We start from the raw sequence: 14,314 nt of genomic DNA on the forward strand, positions 1-14,314 counted from the left end.
CGAAGAACCCACCGTTGCATACAACGGTGGGTTTTTTGTTGTTCGTTTAGCGGTGGTAAAACGCAATTTCTTCTTGTTGAAGTCTGATTACGCCGTCCGGACGATGCTTTCGGAAGAGGAAGGTTAGCAAGATGCGGGGAGCAAGCACCCATAGATGCCAGCAAATCAGACTTAGCAGCAGCGGATCGTTGGCCCACGGATAACTGATGGCGATGACGCACAGCCCAAGCCATAACAAATGGCGGTGAAGCTTGCGAAAAGTCGCAAACTCGCATTCCAGTCTCGGTTGGAGCCCGATCCATGGCGGTTGTATTCGCCAAATCCACCTTCTGGAAGAATCGTCCGTCCGTTTAAAGGTAAGTAAAGCGATGGTCAATTGAATCAGTTGAACAAAGACGGCTCCGAGCAACCAACTGACAAGTCCGGTCCAACCGTATAATACGGATTGGAAGATCAGGATTAGGACCGGGATAGCCAGATAGCTCCATATGCTCTCTTTCCGAAACTGTTTTTTTGCGATAAGCTTGTATTGATATATCGTTGCGCGCTCCTGTTCGGATAGCGGCTGTCTCATGCCGTACTGCCTTCCTTTCTTATTTCGATCCGTCTTCTTTTCTTTATATATCGGTTAATCGTGCCGGAAAGTGCAGAGCAACGCCGCCGTAATCTGGCGTGACAATCACCAACCTTCGGCTTTCGTCATACAATGTATTACGGTATGCTATGAAACAAGTATGAACTAATAGAAAATGGGGTATACTGATAGCCATATAATCGCTATTTTGCAAAGGATGATCGGATATGAACGATGAACGTTATTTGACTTGCATCATATGCGGCCAGTCCAAGCCGGAAGATGAAGGAATCAGCATCGTCACCGAATTTATATGCTGCACATGCGAAAGCGAAATAGTAAGAACCGACGTTCAAGATGCGAAATATCCTTTTTTTATTCATCGGTTAAAACGAATTTGGGTGCAAGAAAACGCTTGAGTCTTTTCGTGGACGAACAGACACGAATTGACTCTTTTTTTTCGCCTATTTCCGGGTACAATGATGATATAGCAATGGACAGGGGGAACGGACAACGAATGAATCGCCTTCGGAAGCCGCTGTTCGACGCGCTTATCCGCAGACTTGACCGCAATCCGCTCAGTTTTCATGTCCCCGGACATAAAAACGGCCGCTTGTTTCATGCGGAGCCAGCATCTCCGATCGAAGGTGACGATATTTTCGCCACTTATAAAACATGGTTTGAAATGATTATGCGGCTTGACGTGACCGAATTGTCGGATACCGATGATTTGCACCAGCCGGAAGGGATTATTGCGGAGGCGCAGCAGCTTGCGGCGGAATGTTTCGGCGCGGAAGAAACCTATTTTCTTGTAAACGGAAGTACGGCCGGTAATTTGTCGATGCTGCTTGCCGCATGCGGACCGGGAGATCTCGTCATTATGCAGCGGAATGTGCATAAATCGGTATTAAATGGACTGCGGCTTGCAGGAGCGCGCGCCGTTTTTGTGATGCCGGAGCTTGAGCCTCGCACAGGGCAAATGACGGTACCGCGGTTGGACACTCTCGCGGAAGCGCTGAAGCGATACCCTGACGCGAAGGCCGTATTTTTATCCAGTCCGAATTACTACGGGGCAGCTGTCGATTTGCGTCCTTATGCCGAAGCTGCGCATATGCATCGTATTCCGCTGCTCGTCGATGAGGCGCACGGCGCCCATTACGGCTTTCATCCGGCTTTTCCGACCAATGCAATGCAAGCCGGAGCGGACGTTGTCGTCCAGTCGGCGCATAAGACGCTTCCGGCATTGACGATGGGAGCGATGCTCCATGTACAAGGCTCGCGGCTCGACCGCGGCCTGTTGAAGAAGGCGCTGTCCGCCGTCCAAAGCTCGAGCCCTTCATATCCGATTATGGCTTCTCTCGATATTGCCCGGGCAATGGTCGACCGGTACGGCGAATCGTTGTTTCGGGACGGGCTGGAGGCGGCGAAGATATTTCGGGAATGGATTTCGGGTCAGGATAGCGCGCTGGAAGTCGTTGAAGCGGATGGCGGTTCCGGTTACAAGCAAGATCCGCTGCGCGTTGTGCTGCGGGATGGCAGCGGCACGGTGCCGGGATATACGCTTCAGCGGGAATTGGAATCGCGTGGCTGCTGGCCGGAGCTTGCGGACGAGCGTCATGTGGTGCTTCTTTTTGGCGCATTTACGACGCCAGCCGATGTCGAACGATTGATTCAGGCTTGCGCATCGATCGTGCAGGATTGTCGAATTCCCGAGCGCAATGAGAGCAAAGAGAAAGACCGGGAGCCGGATAGAAATCGTACCGTATGGTATAGCGATGATGAGGCTATTTCTTTACCCGTTTCTTTTCAATTTCATATGAAAACAAGACAGAAAGTCAAAACGGTTGTCCTGCATCAGGCAACAGGGTACGAATCGGCGGAAACGATTATTCCGTATCCGCCCGGCATTCCCCTGGTTTATGAAGGAGAACGGATTACGCCGGCCATTGTCGAAAGGTTGGACACGCTGTCGAGACATCGTGCACGATGCCAGGGCGCTTCCGATCCGACATTGCGCACGATCAACGTGTTCGACCGGTCCGTCTCATCCGGATCGTAATGCCAAAAAGCTTTCGATCTTGGAACGGCTTTGTTATGATTAGAGTATTACATTAGTCGAAGGAGCTATTTTGGTTGAATAAAGGATTATTTATTACGATCGAAGGCGGGGAAGGCGCGGGCAAAACGTCACTTCTTGCCGAACTGGCGCATAAATTGAGGGTAAAAGGCAAACAGGTCGTGACGACCCGGGAGCCGGGGGGCATCCCGATCGCCGAACGGATTCGCGGCATTATTCTCGATAAAGCGAATATCGGGATGGACGCTCGCACGGAGGCGCTGCTGTACGCCGCCGCAAGACGGCAGCATTTGGCGGATAAAGTCGTACCGGCGCTGGCAGAGGGGAAGATCGTGCTTTGCGACCGTTTCGTGGACAGCAGTCTGGCTTATCAGGGCTATGCGAGAGGCTTGGGCGTTGAAGAAGTGTGGGCGATCAACCGGTTTGCAATTCAGGATGCGATGCCGGATTTGACGCTGTATATGGATATTCGCCCGGAGGTAGGACTTGCGCGCATCCGCCAAGCCGGGGAACGCGAATTGAATCGGCTTGATCTGGAGTCCGTTTCGTTTCACCGGAAGGTAAGGGAAGGGTATTTGTCGTTGCTGGAGCGCGAACCGGACCGAATCGTGCGCATAGACGCCGAACAAGAGCCCGGAAAAGTGCTGGAGGACGCGATTTCGCTGATCGAGCGTCGATTTGCAGGATTTTTTGCAACCGATGTCAAACTATAAGTATAACAGGATACAGCAACCCGCATGAAGACGCAGGTCATAAAATGTTTGGGGGGAATGGGATGAAGCTGGTAATTGCGGTCGTTCAAGATAAAGACAGCAACAGATTGTCGAACGCGCTCGTCCGGGAAGGCTTCCGGGCGACAAAACTGGCCAGTACCGGCGGCTTTTTACGAGCCGGGAATACGACATTTATGATCGGCATCGAAGACGAAAGAGTCCATGAGGTGTTGCATGTTATTCGTTCCAATTGCAAAGTACGCGATCAATTGGTGACGCCGGTATCGCCGATGGGAGGAACGGCCGATTCTTATATTCCGTTTCCGGTCGAAGTGCAGGTTGGCGGTGCAGCCGTATTCGTCTTGCCGGTTGAACGGTTTGAACATTTCTGAATGGGCGTGAAACTCGCATGAAAATTAATCCCGGATGGCGGTCGTTCGGTCAGGAGAGAACGATAACCGATCAGACCGCCAAGCAGGTACAGCCGCGATCGTTCGCAGACGTCATGCATCAGCAGGACCGCGAACGATCACGGGAAGAATTGCAGCAGAAGCTGAAGGACATTCATCTGCAGGGAGAACGGCTCGCCCGTTCCATGACTGTACGGGAGTTAAAGCTCTATCGCGAGATGGTGCGCCGGTTTCTGGAAGATACGGTCAGGAGAGGCATTGGTCTGAAAGAAGTGCGAGGAGTGGACCGGCGCGGACGGGTGAAACGGTACAAGCTGCTCGACGAGATCAATGAAAGCTTGACGGAAATGGCCGAAAATTTGCTGGAAAGTGAACAAGGACGGATCGAGCTGCTGCATAAAATCGGTGAAATTCGCGGCATGCTGATTAATCTTGTGTTTTGAAAGGAAATATTTGTAATGAAGATCGAACAGGTACCGGGGCAGCCGAAGGCCAAACGCATATTGAAGCATGCGCTGAAGAGCGGTAAAATTTCGCATGCCTATCTGTTTCACGGGCCTTCCGGCACAGGACGCAAAAACATGGCGATGGCATTCGCTCAAGGGCTGTTTTGCACTTCGGGCGGAGACGACGCATGCGGGGAATGTCTGGAATGCCGCAAGTTCGAGCACGGCAATCAACCGGACCTGCATCTCATCGCGCCGGAAGGGCAATCGATCAAAATCGACCAGATCCGGGAATTGCAGCGTGAAATGGCTTACCGCAATACCGGTTCGAAACGCAAAGTATATATTATGGAAAGGGCGGAAACGATGACGATGCAGGCTGCGAACAGCCTGCTTAAGTTTTTGGAAGAGCCGCTTTCCCCGGTTATCGCGATTTTGCTGACCGACAACGGACAAGCTGTACTGCCGACGATACGGTCGCGCGTTCAATGGGTTCCTTTTTTGCCGATGGCTCCTTTCGAAATGCTGGAGCAGCTTATACGGGAAGGCCATCCGCCGCTGCTCAGCCGTCTGGCGGTTCATCTTGCCTCCGGATTGGACGCGTGTCGGGAGCTGATCGCGCAGAATGAGTTTGCAGAAATGAGAAACGTAGTGATACAATTAGGAAGGGAGAGTCTCACCCGATTCACCGCAGCGATGATTACGACGCAGCAGCGGGTGTTCAAATCCGCGATCGGCGAGCAGCCTCAGCTGCTGTTGTCCATGTTGTCACTATGGTACAGAGATATGATTCTTTTCCAGGCTGGAAAGCAGGAAAGCATCGTTTTTATAGATCAGTCAGATTGGATTGGCAGCCATGCGTTCACCCGCGAGGCTGAAAGCTGGGTGCGTTGCATGGAATATGCGCTCGAAGCCGGCAAGCGGCTGCGCGCCAATGTGGCGCCGCAGCTGGCGTTCGAGCAACTATGGGTACACGTACAGGAGGGCTAAATCCTTGTATAAAGTCGTCGGGGTCCGCTTTAAGAAAGCGGGCAAAATCTACTATTTTGACCCGGACGATCATCCCGTCGCCAAAGACCAGCATGTCATTGTCGAAACGGCGCGCGGAATCGAGTACGGCAAAGTAGTAGTCGGACAGAAGGAAGTCGGTGAATCGGATGTCGTCCTCCCGTTAAAGAAAGTGATCCGCATTGCAAACGAAGTTGACGCCAAAATCGTGGATGAGAACAAGATGGCGGCCAGAGACGCGTTTGCCACATGTTTAGACAAAATAAAAGCTCATCAATTGAAGATGAAGCTGGTTGATGTCGAATTTACGTTCGACCGGAACAAAATTATTTTTATTTTACGGCGGAAGGACGAGTGGACTTTCGCGAGCTGGTCAAAGATTTGGCCAGTGTCTTCCGCACCCGGATCGAGCTGCGCCAGATCGGCGTTCGGGACGAAGCGAAGATGCTGGGAGGTATCGGTCCTTGCGGACGGATTCTGTGCTGCTCGTCCTGGCTTGGCGACTTCGAACCGGTATCGATCAAGATGGCAAAAGATCAGAACTTGTCGCTGAATCCGACCAAAATTTCCGGATTGTGCGGACGTTTGATGTGTTGTTTGAAATTCGAGCACGACAATTACGAGAGCGCACGGGAAGAGTTGCCGGCTGTCGGTAAAATCGTCATTACTTCGCTGGGCGAAGGCAAAGTAACCGGAATCAACGCATCGGCAAAAGCCGTTTACGTCCAACTGTTCGACATGCCTGGCAAGCCGAAAGAAATGCCGCTGGACGATGTCGTCGTCAAATAAATCGTCCACTGCGGAGCTATTACGCTTATATGCTCTGGGGTGGGAACTTGGAAAACAAAGATATTTTTTTGGAGATGGATGAGCTGGAGAGCAAGCTTGGCACCTTTCATCGGGAGCTCGGGGAGCTGAAGCTGCGCATTAAGTGGCTGCTGGAAGAGAATAAGCGCCTCAGCATGGAAAACAACCAGTTGCGCAAAATATTGAAGCGGGAGACGATTGCGGCAGCAGTCGGCGATCATCGCCAGAAAGAAGCGAATGGCGAAACGGCGGGGCGTCCGGAAGAGGCGAAGGATCAAGCAGCTTCTTATGCGGCGGCTGTCGGAGAAGGGTACGATAACTTGGCCAGGTTGTATCACGAAGGTTTTCATATTTGCAACGTTTATTACGGACACTTGCGAACAGAAGGCGATTGCTTGTTTTGCTTGTCTTTTTTGAACAAATCGTAGCCGAAGAAGACCCGGAAGAGGGTCTTCTTTGTTGTAAGATCGGAGTGAAGAATTTGCAGGACGTGGCGCAATCCACCATAAAGCTGTATCCGGGCGAACGGATTGACGATTTGATGTTCAACGGCTTGAAAATTATACAAAGCCGGGAAGTGTTCAGCTTCTCGATCGATGCGGTATTGCTGGCGGAATTTGCGGCGATACCGAAACGCGGAAGAGTGCTTGATTTATGCACCGGCAACGGCGTCATACCGCTTTTGCTTTCGGAGAAAACGAACGGAACAATCGACGCAGTTGAAATTCAGCCCCGGCTTGCCGATATGGCCAAACGAAGCGTGGCTCTTAACGGACTTGAAGACCGGATTCGGATTATCGAAGGCGATCTTCGCCACTATGTGAAAAAGGCCGGCTATGGCGTGTACGACGCGGTAACGGTCAATCCGCCTTACATGCCGGTCACCGGAGGCGATGTGAACGGAAGCGAATACTATGCCATCGCCCGTCATGAACTGTACTGTACGTTGGAAGATGTGGTTGAGGCTTGCGCAAGGCTCGTAAAACCGGGGGGCAAAGTGACGATGATCCATCGTCCGTCCCGATTTCTGGACATCATGGACTCGCTTCGGCGCTGGAAGCTCGAACCGAAGCGTGTACGCTTCGTCCACCACCATGCAAAGGCCGAAGCGACGATGGTGTTGATTGAGGCGCTCCGTGACGGCCGCCCGGATCTGAAGCTGCTGCCTCCGCTGTTTGTAGAAGAACGAAACCCAACTGCTATATAATAGAAGAAACACGTTTTGATTTGGAGAACGGAAGGACACGGGAGACGTGAAAATACAGAAAAGTTTTGGCGAACAGGCCGGAAAAGGTACGCTTTATCTGGTGGGAACGCCGATCGGCAATTTGGAGGATATGACGTTCCGGGCGATTCGAACGCTTAAGGAGGTCGATCTCATTGCCGCGGAAGACACTCGCCAAACCCGAAAGCTGCTGACTCATTTCGATATCGGGACAAGGCTGGTCAGTTATCACGAACATAATAAAACAGCAAGCGGAGCCGAACTGCTGCGGCTGCTCGAGACGGGCCTTCATGTAGCGCTCGTCAGCGATGCCGGCCTTCCTGCCGTATCCGATCCGGGAGCCGATCTTGTCCGGGAAGCGATTGACCGGGATATCCCCGTCGTTCCGGTTCCCGGAGCCAATGCGGCATTGTCTGCGCTTATCATATCCGGGTTGCCGACGGACCGGTTCACCTTTGCGGGATTTCCCCCTCGGGAGCGCAAAGAGCTGAAGGATTGGCTCGAAGCGTGGATCGGCAGCGCGTGCGGCACGCTTCTCGTTTATGAGTCGCCCCACCGTCTGAAGAAGACGCTGCAAGCGATGCTTGACGTCTGGGGAGACCGCCCGATCGCGATGGTTCGGGAACTGACGAAACGGTACGAGGAAGCGGTTCGCGGAACGGTGTCGGATTGCTTGGAATGGATCGAGCTGCATCCGCCTATGGGAGAGTATTGTCTCGTTATCGATCTTGCGGCGAACGGCGGTATCGAAGGGGTGGCGAAAGAAATGTGGTGGGACGGGCTCAGCCTGGCCGATCACGTTGCCCGCTATGAGCAAGAGACGGGGGACCGGAAGGAAGCGATTAAGCGGACGGCCGCCGATCGCGGCATGTCGAGGCGCGACGTCTATAACGCCGTAATGAAGCGTTAGGGCGGAAACCGCCGCCGGTCGCGCCGTTCGGCGTCCGCACGGCGGCAAAAAAGACCTTCCTGGCCGGGTTCTAGCGCAGGAAGGCGTTAAGGAGTATAAAAAGGTTAGAATTAACAAGTGCAATTACTTGTATTATAACCTATAATTCTTATTTTGTCACAGGAGAAGGCATTTCCGACAAGCAAATATTGCAGACTATTTTTCCTTTGAAATAGGTTACATTTTCAGCATTGCCGCAGAATATGCATGCGGGCTCATATTTCTTCAGCATAATGCGTTCGCCGTCTACGTAAATTTCAAGGGCGTCCTTTTCGCCGATGCCAAGCGTACGACGCAGTTCGATCGGGATGACGACGCGTCCGAGCTCGTCGACTTTGCGGACAATTCCTGTTGATTTCATCATTCTATCGTGTCCCCTCTCCACTAATTCGTCAGTTTTCGACATAGTTTTACTTTTTTCTAAACACTATAATACCAACCATTCCCAAAATAGTCAACATGGTTTTTTCCTTGAAATAACGGGATTTTCAAGACTTTTGGAATGGGAAATGAAGAGTAGAATACAGAAATTCTCGACAAAAATACTTTCATAAACGACATAATTCGACAGTATAAGTCGACAAATAATGTCGAAAAACGCGGGAAGGGGTGTTAACCCATGCAGCATGCTCTGGCAGAAGAAAAAGTATTTAAAGACCCGGTTCACAAGTACATTTATGTACAGGATTCGCTTATCTGGAATTTAATTAATACCAGGGAATTCCAACGTCTTCGGCGTATCCGGCAGCTCGGAACTTCATATCTGACATTCCACGGCGCGGAGCACAGCCGGTTCTCGCATTCGCTCGGCGTATATGAAATTACGCGCAGAATCATATCGCAATTCGAGCGCAACGGCTACCCGGATTGGCCGACTGGCGAGAAGCTCGTCGCGCTTTGTGCCGCTCTGCTGCATGATGTCGGGCACGGCCCGTTCTCCCATTCCATCGAGCAAGTGTTCGACATGGATCACGAAGAGTGGACTTGCCGCATTTTGCTTGACGACACCGAAATTCACCGGGTCCTGTCAGAAGTGTCGGCCGATTTCCCGGAACGGGTCGCTTCCGTAATTCGGAAAACCTATCATCACCCGATTGTAGTCAGCCTCGTGTCCAGTCAAATGGATGCGGACAGAATGGACTATTTGCTCCGGGACGCGTATTATACCGGCGTCAATTATGGGACTTTCGACCTGGATCGCATATTGCGCGTTCTGCGCCCTTACCGCGACCGGATCGTGGTGAAGGACAGCGGCATGCATGCCGTGGAAGATTATTTGATGAGCCGGTATCAAATGTACTGGCAAGTTTATTTTCACCCGGTAACCCGCAGCTCGGAAATTATTCTTAGACAAATTTTTCGCAGAGCCAAAGAGCTTTATGGGGGTGGGTACCGATTTGGCTGGATGAACCGTTCGCTGCTCAAGCTGATTAATGGTACACTTACCGTCGAAGACTATTTGCGTTTGGACGAAGCGCTCGTCCAGACGGCGTTCAGTGAGTGGACCGCCGAACGGGACTGGCTGTTGTCCGATTTGTGCCGCCGGTTTTTGAATCGCAAGTTGTACAAATATATAACTGTTGACGAAGCGAATGAAACGATGCTGGCGGAAATGAAACGGCAATTCTTAGCGGCGGGGCTTGAACCCGAGTATCATCTGGAGGTCGATTACCCGTCCGATTTGCCGTATGACGTATACCGGCCGGGTCCGGGGGATACAGGCGGCAAAAGGGACAAACCGCCGATACTGCTGGTGGACAAGCATGGAAAATTGTCGGAAATATCGTCGCAATCCGACATCATCCATTCGATAACGGGCATTCAGCGCGGCCGCTATCACCTGTATTATCCCGAAGATTTGCTGCGGGAAGCGGCCGACCGCTTGTCGCCTGAAATCAAAAAATGGTTTTCATTGACGAACGAAAAGGAGATTTGAACGCATCATGACTGGATTGTTCGACACCCATACGCATTTGGACTCCCCTCGTTTCGACGGGGATCGGGAAGATGTCATTAAACGGGCAAGAGAAGCCGGCGTAGAACGGTTGGTCAATATCGGTTTTAACCGGGAGACCATTCCGACCACCATCGCGCTTGCGGAACGATATGATTTTATTTATGCCGCCGTCGGCTGGCATCCGGTCGACAGCATCGACATGAAACCTGATGATTTGCAGTGGATCGAAGAGCTGTGCGCGCATCCGAAGGTGGTGGCCGTCGGCGAAATCGGGCTTGATTATCATTGGGACACATCGCCGAAAGAAGTGCAGCATCGCGTATTCCGCGAACAGATTGCGCTTGCCCGCCGGATCGGCAAGCCGATCATCATTCATAATCGGGACGCGCATGAAGATGTCGTGAACATTTTGCAGGAAGAGAAAGCAAGCGAAGTGGGAGGCATCATGCATTGCTTCTCCGGCAGCTGGGAAACGGCCAAACGATGCCTCGACATGGGCTTTTATATTTCCTTCGGAGGGCCTGTCACGTTCAAAAACGCGAGAGTGCCCAAAGAGGTGCTGGCCAAGGTGCCGCTTGACCGGTTATTGATTGAAACCGATGCCCCATATCTGGCGCCCGAACCTTTCCGAGGGAAGCGAAACGAGTCGGCTTATGTGAAATACGTAGCCGAGGCGGCGGCGGTAATAACAGGAAAAAGTGTGGAAGAAATTATGAAAATTACGATGGAAAATGCCAATCGCTGTTTTCGGCTTGAACGAAAAACGAACAGATAAAGAGATCAAAGCAGATAGAGGGCGAAAAAACTGAATTTGTTTGATGAATTCGCCGATATTTCCGATGTTTTTCCTGAAAAATCATGAATATCGTGTTTAATCGCATCTTTACAATGTGGTGGACTACAGAGTATCATCTATCACAGAGCTTAAGCGTTGTATTGGATTTCCAGTTCACAAATATTGTTTTCGCTTAATCTTCCGGCAGGAAGAGCGGGGGAACCAACAGCGGGACGATCGGCATCGATTGTCATCGCGTACCAAACTATTTTGGGGTGAATTGAACGGCCCGAAGTCCGCGGATGAAGGCGCCGTTGATAGGGCGACTCTCTTGCCCGAACCCGACAGCTAACCTCGCAAGCGTTCCAAGAGAGATCAATCTCGTGCATCCACATTCCATGATTAACGGCAGCACCCGGGAAGCCACGAAACAGATCCTCTGTCGACGGCTTCTTTTTCTTTTTGAATAATGTGTAAACCGTCGACATAGGGTTAATCATGGAGGTGACGAGAGGAGGACTGGAATGCGTGCCTGGTCACGCGACAACACAATAGTCACGTCAAGGTATCATGCATGTACTTAGGCGGCGGGGCTATGAAGGAGGACCGAAGAAGTGGGCGTATTTTCGAAAAACACCCATGGTAAACGATCATCCAGCATGTCTTTCGCAATGCGATGGAAGCATGAAAACTTGCGTTTGATTCTTCTCAGCGTCATTATTTCAATCGCTATGGCTTTCATGTTGTTGGTATTGTTATACGGATCGGCCAATCGAAGCGTATCTGTCGTTCTGGATGGACAGGAATCCGTTGTAAAGACGAAGCAGTGGGTATTGCAAGAGCTGCTGGAGGAGCAGTCCATCACGATCGGACCGTACGATAAGGTGTCCATGCCGCTCAACGGAGCGGTGAAAGACGGCGACCGGATTGAAATCGAAAAAGCCATTCCCGTCAAATTGAAGAACGGCAGCAAGGAATCGACCGTATTTACGACTGAAAAAACGGTCGGGTCTCTGATTCAGGAGATGAATATAGAAGTTCGCGAGCAGGATAAAGTGTTCCCTTCTCTCGATACCGAGCTGCAATCGAACATGAAGGTGCACGTCGTTCGAATCGATAAACATATAACCAAGCAGCAGCAAGAAATTCCGTACCAGGTCGTCAGGAAAGAAGACCCTACCCTGGAGAAAGGGAAGCAGAAGATCGTTCGTACCGGCAAGAACGGAGTCGTCGTCCGGAAATACGAAAAAATATTCCAAAACGGCATGCTCGTGTCGCACCGTCTCGTGACCAAAACGGTGCAGAAGCCGAGCGTGAGCCAAGTCGTCGCAATCGGCACGAAAAACCCGGAGCCGAAAGTTACATTGCTCAGTAATACCGGATCGGTCGGCACGGCGGCCGTATCGAAGGCCGGATTGACGTTCAAACCTAAGAAAACGCTGAAGAATGTAACGCTTACCGCTTACTCCGCCGGCGTCGAATCTACCGGCAAAAGCGAAAACCATCCGGAATACGGCATTACCGCTTCCGGCGCGCGCGTTCAGGAAGGCCGCACGATTGCGGTCGATCCGAATGTCATTCCGCTGGGCTGGTGGGTATACATCGAAGGGATCGGCCTCAGACGCGCAGAAGATACGGGCGGCGCGATTAAAGGAAACAAAATCGACGTTTATTTCGACAGCGAATCGTACGCCACCAAATTCGGGCGCAAGCACGGCTATACCGTCTATGTGCTCGGTCCGAACAAACCGTCTTCAAACTGATCGCACCATCCGTGATTTATTCATATCGTAATCGTACAGCAAATATGCCATGATAAGAAGAGGCGCCGCCTCTTCTTTTTGCATGTATGTCCGAATGTATCCTCTCATTAATGACGACGTATAAGGGAGTCGAAAAGTTGCATGATTCAAGAAATAATTGTGGTGGAAGGAAAGGACGATACGGCAGCCGTGAAACGCGCTGTGGAAGCTGATACGATCGAAACGAACGGCTCAGCCGTCGGCGAAGACGTATTGCGCCGGATTGCGCTGGCGAAGGAGCGGAGAGGCGTTATTATTTTACCGATCCCGATCATGCCGGCGAACGGATACGGCGCATCGTGTCCCGCCGCGTGCCCGGCTGCAAGCATGCTTTCCTGCCGCAGGAGGAAGCCTTGTATAAAGGGGATATCGGCGTCGAAAACGCCTCCCCCGAAGCGATATGCCGCGCGCTCGCCAACGTCCGTACGGAAGCTTCGGCCGATGCGGTTCCGTCCGATATCGTAAACTGGGGAGATTTGGTCGAGGCGGGACTGGTCGTTCATCCGGATGCGGCGTCCAGACGTCTTCAGATGGGCCGTATATTGGGGATCGGGTATGCGAATGGCAAGCAGTTCTACAAGCGCTGCGTCAGCTTCCGAATCGGGCGGGATGAATTTCATGACGCGCTTAAGGAACTGGAGCGAGGACGGGAGGAGACGAAATGACAAACGATCCGGCGGGCGATATGCGGCAGGCCGCAGAAGTCGCCACACCGAAACGGACGCGCGATATTATTGCAAAGCACGGTTTTTCCTTCAAAAAAAGTCTCGGCCAAAACTTTCTGATCGATCAAAATATTTTGCGAAAAATTGTCGACGCGGCGGAATTGGACAAGACCAAAGGGGCTCTGGAGATCGGTCCCGGCATCGGCGCGCTGACGCAATGGCTTGCCCACAGCGCCGGCAAAGTGGCGGCGGTGGAAATCGATAGCCGGCTATTGCCTATATTGCAGGAAGTGCTTGGCGCAGAGTCGAATGTAAGCATTATACACGGCGATGTGCTTCGTCTTGACTTGCGGCAATTGATGGAGGAGCAATTTACCGGGATGACCGGCATCAGCGTGGTCGCCAATTTGCCTTATTATATTACGACTCCGATCTTGATGAAGCTGCTGGAAGAACGGCTGCCGCTTGATCATATCGTCGTGATGATTCAGAAGGAAGTCGCGGAGCGGATGGCGGCTGTTCCCGGCAGCAAGGCTTACGGCAGTCTGAGCGTCGCCGTACAATATTACACCAGGCCGGAGCTTGTATGTACGGTGCCGCATACCGTATTTATTCCCCAGCCTAACGTCGATTCCAGCGTAATCAAGCTGACGCTGCGGGATCGGCCCCCGGTGGAGACCGCCGACGAAGCATATTTTTTTCGCGTTGTGCAGGCCGCTTTTGCCCAGCGGCGCAAAACGCTGGCCAACAATTTGGCCGCGTGGGCGGGCAAGAACCGGCGGGAAGAGGTTGTGCGGCTGATTGCGGAAGCCGGCATCGATCCGTCGCGCAGAGGAGAGACATTAACGCTGGAGGAGTTCGCCGCAGTCTGCAACGTATGCTATAGGGCGGGCGTCAACCGGTAAC

At 52.1% G+C, this 14,314-nt stretch carries 14 protein-coding genes, 2 pseudogenes and 1 riboswitch; of the genes and pseudogenes, 15 read left to right on the forward strand and 1 reads right to left on the reverse strand.

The window, feature by feature from the left end; genetic code table 11:
• Positions 1 to 801 precede the first annotated feature (801 nt).
• From PACILC2_RS16615 to rsmI, 10 genes and pseudogenes are all read left to right on the forward strand, one after another.
• Positions 802 to 993 carry a sigma factor G inhibitor Gin gene (locus PACILC2_RS16615; protein WP_062489702.1) on the forward strand — a complete coding sequence of 64 codons (192 nt, stop codon included), beginning with the start codon at positions 802 to 804 and terminating at the stop codon, positions 991 to 993.
• 98 nt (positions 994 to 1,091) lie between these two features.
• Positions 1,092 to 2,633, forward strand: a complete 1,542-nt coding sequence (locus tag PACILC2_RS16620; protein ID WP_213529632.1) for an aminotransferase class I/II-fold pyridoxal phosphate-dependent enzyme — start codon at positions 1,092 to 1,094, stop codon at positions 2,631 to 2,633.
• Positions 2,634 to 2,707: 74 nt separating this feature from the next.
• A complete protein-coding gene (gene tmk, locus PACILC2_RS16625; protein WP_213529634.1) occupies positions 2,708 to 3,364 on the forward strand; it encodes a dTMP kinase in 657 nt (218 codons plus the stop codon).
• A gap of 62 nt (positions 3,365 to 3,426) precedes the next feature.
• The gene (darA, locus tag PACILC2_RS16630; RefSeq protein WP_062489696.1) at positions 3,427 to 3,756 is read left to right on the forward strand and encodes a cyclic di-AMP receptor DarA; all 330 of its coding nucleotides are present in this window, start codon (positions 3,427 to 3,429) and stop codon (positions 3,754 to 3,756) included.
• Positions 3,757 to 3,773: 17 nt separating this feature from the next.
• On the forward strand, positions 3,774 to 4,217 hold the full coding sequence (locus PACILC2_RS16635; RefSeq protein ID WP_062489694.1) for a YaaR family protein: 444 nt from the start codon (positions 3,774 to 3,776) through the stop codon (positions 4,215 to 4,217).
• Positions 4,218 to 4,232: 15 nt separating this feature from the next.
• Positions 4,233 to 5,210, forward strand: coding sequence for a DNA polymerase III subunit delta' (gene holB, locus PACILC2_RS16640; RefSeq protein ID WP_062489692.1), 978 nt, complete (start codon positions 4,233 to 4,235; stop codon positions 5,208 to 5,210).
• A gap of 4 nt (positions 5,211 to 5,214) precedes the next feature.
• Positions 5,215 to 6,017: pseudogene (locus tag PACILC2_RS16645) on the forward strand (PSP1 domain-containing protein).
• A gap of 74 nt (positions 6,018 to 6,091) precedes the next feature.
• Positions 6,092 to 6,463 (forward strand): initiation-control protein YabA, encoded by a 372-nt coding sequence (locus PACILC2_RS16650; RefSeq protein ID WP_372447155.1) that lies wholly within the window; start codon positions 6,092 to 6,094, stop codon positions 6,461 to 6,463.
• Between the two features lie 113 nt (positions 6,464 to 6,576).
• Complete coding sequence (locus tag PACILC2_RS16655; RefSeq protein ID WP_213529657.1) at positions 6,577 to 7,242, forward strand: tRNA1(Val) (adenine(37)-N6)-methyltransferase; 666 nt, start codon at positions 6,577 to 6,579, stop codon at positions 7,240 to 7,242.
• 46 nt (positions 7,243 to 7,288) lie between these two features.
• A complete protein-coding gene (gene rsmI, locus PACILC2_RS16660) occupies positions 7,289 to 8,170 on the forward strand; it encodes a 16S rRNA (cytidine(1402)-2'-O)-methyltransferase (protein WP_213529642.1) in 882 nt (293 codons plus the stop codon).
• Positions 8,171 to 8,318: 148 nt separating this feature from the next.
• Here the strand turns inward: rsmI and PACILC2_RS16665 are convergent, their stop codons facing one another.
• Complete coding sequence (locus PACILC2_RS16665) at positions 8,319 to 8,573, reverse strand: AbrB/MazE/SpoVT family DNA-binding domain-containing protein (protein WP_062489683.1); 255 nt, start codon at positions 8,571 to 8,573, stop codon at positions 8,319 to 8,321.
• Between the two features lie 255 nt (positions 8,574 to 8,828).
• Here PACILC2_RS16665 and PACILC2_RS16670 point away from each other — a divergent pair, with 255 nt between their 5' ends.
• The 5 genes and pseudogenes from PACILC2_RS16670 (at position 8,829) to rsmA (ending at position 14,313) form a co-directional block, all read left to right on the forward strand.
• Entirely contained in the window at positions 8,829 to 10,145 is a 1,317-nt protein-coding gene (locus tag PACILC2_RS16670) for an HD domain-containing protein (protein ID WP_213529644.1), read from the forward strand.
• 7 nt (positions 10,146 to 10,152) lie between these two features.
• Entirely contained in the window at positions 10,153 to 10,941 is a 789-nt protein-coding gene (locus PACILC2_RS16675; RefSeq protein WP_062489679.1) for a TatD family hydrolase, read from the forward strand.
• A gap of 180 nt (positions 10,942 to 11,121) precedes the next feature.
• Positions 11,122 to 11,320, forward strand: a riboswitch (cyclic di-AMP (ydaO/yuaA leader).
• 313 nt (positions 11,321 to 11,633) lie between these two features.
• A complete protein-coding gene (locus PACILC2_RS16680; protein WP_307860617.1) occupies positions 11,634 to 12,704 on the forward strand; it encodes a resuscitation-promoting factor in 1,071 nt (356 codons plus the stop codon).
• 141 nt (positions 12,705 to 12,845) lie between these two features.
• Positions 12,846 to 13,408 (forward strand): annotated as a pseudogene (gene rnmV, locus PACILC2_RS16685) (ribonuclease M5).
• Entirely contained in the window at positions 13,405 to 14,313 is a 909-nt protein-coding gene (gene rsmA, locus PACILC2_RS16690; RefSeq protein WP_280515334.1) for a 16S rRNA (adenine(1518)-N(6)/adenine(1519)-N(6))-dimethyltransferase RsmA, read from the forward strand. The pseudogene rnmV and the gene rsmA overlap by 4 nt, the downstream one beginning before the upstream one ends.
• Position 14,314 lies beyond the last annotated feature (1 nt).

Origin of the sequence: Paenibacillus cisolokensis (genome assembly GCF_018403665.1) — a bacterium.
Lineage (GTDB): Bacteria > Bacillota > Bacilli > Paenibacillales > Paenibacillaceae > Paenibacillus_AH > Paenibacillus_AH cisolokensis.

Bases quoted from the DNA above. Each gene is read 5' to 3' on its own strand.
- PACILC2_RS16615 (WP_062489702.1), top strand. From the start codon at position 802: ATGAACGATGAACGTTATTTGACTTGCATCATATGCGGCCAGTCCAAG.
- PACILC2_RS16620 (WP_213529632.1), top strand. From the start codon at position 1,092: ATGAATCGCCTTCGGAAGCCGCTGTTCGACGCGCTTATCCGCAGACTT.
- darA (WP_062489696.1), top strand. From the start codon at position 3,427: ATGAAGCTGGTAATTGCGGTCGTTCAAGATAAAGACAGCAACAGATTG.
- PACILC2_RS16635 (WP_062489694.1), top strand. From the start codon at position 3,774: ATGAAAATTAATCCCGGATGGCGGTCGTTCGGTCAGGAGAGAACGATA.
- holB (WP_062489692.1), top strand. From the start codon at position 4,233: ATGAAGATCGAACAGGTACCGGGGCAGCCGAAGGCCAAACGCATATTG.
- PACILC2_RS16650 (WP_372447155.1), top strand. From the start codon at position 6,092: ATGGATGAGCTGGAGAGCAAGCTTGGCACCTTTCATCGGGAGCTCGGG.
- PACILC2_RS16655 (WP_213529657.1), top strand. From the start codon at position 6,577: ATGTTCAACGGCTTGAAAATTATACAAAGCCGGGAAGTGTTCAGCTTC.
- PACILC2_RS16665 (WP_062489683.1), bottom strand. From the start codon at position 8,573: ATGATGAAATCAACAGGAATTGTCCGCAAAGTCGACGAGCTCGGACGC.
- PACILC2_RS16670 (WP_213529644.1), top strand. From the start codon at position 8,829: ATGCAGCATGCTCTGGCAGAAGAAAAAGTATTTAAAGACCCGGTTCAC.
- PACILC2_RS16675 (WP_062489679.1), top strand. From the start codon at position 10,153: ATGACTGGATTGTTCGACACCCATACGCATTTGGACTCCCCTCGTTTC.
- rsmA (WP_280515334.1), top strand. From the start codon at position 13,405: ATGACAAACGATCCGGCGGGCGATATGCGGCAGGCCGCAGAAGTCGCC.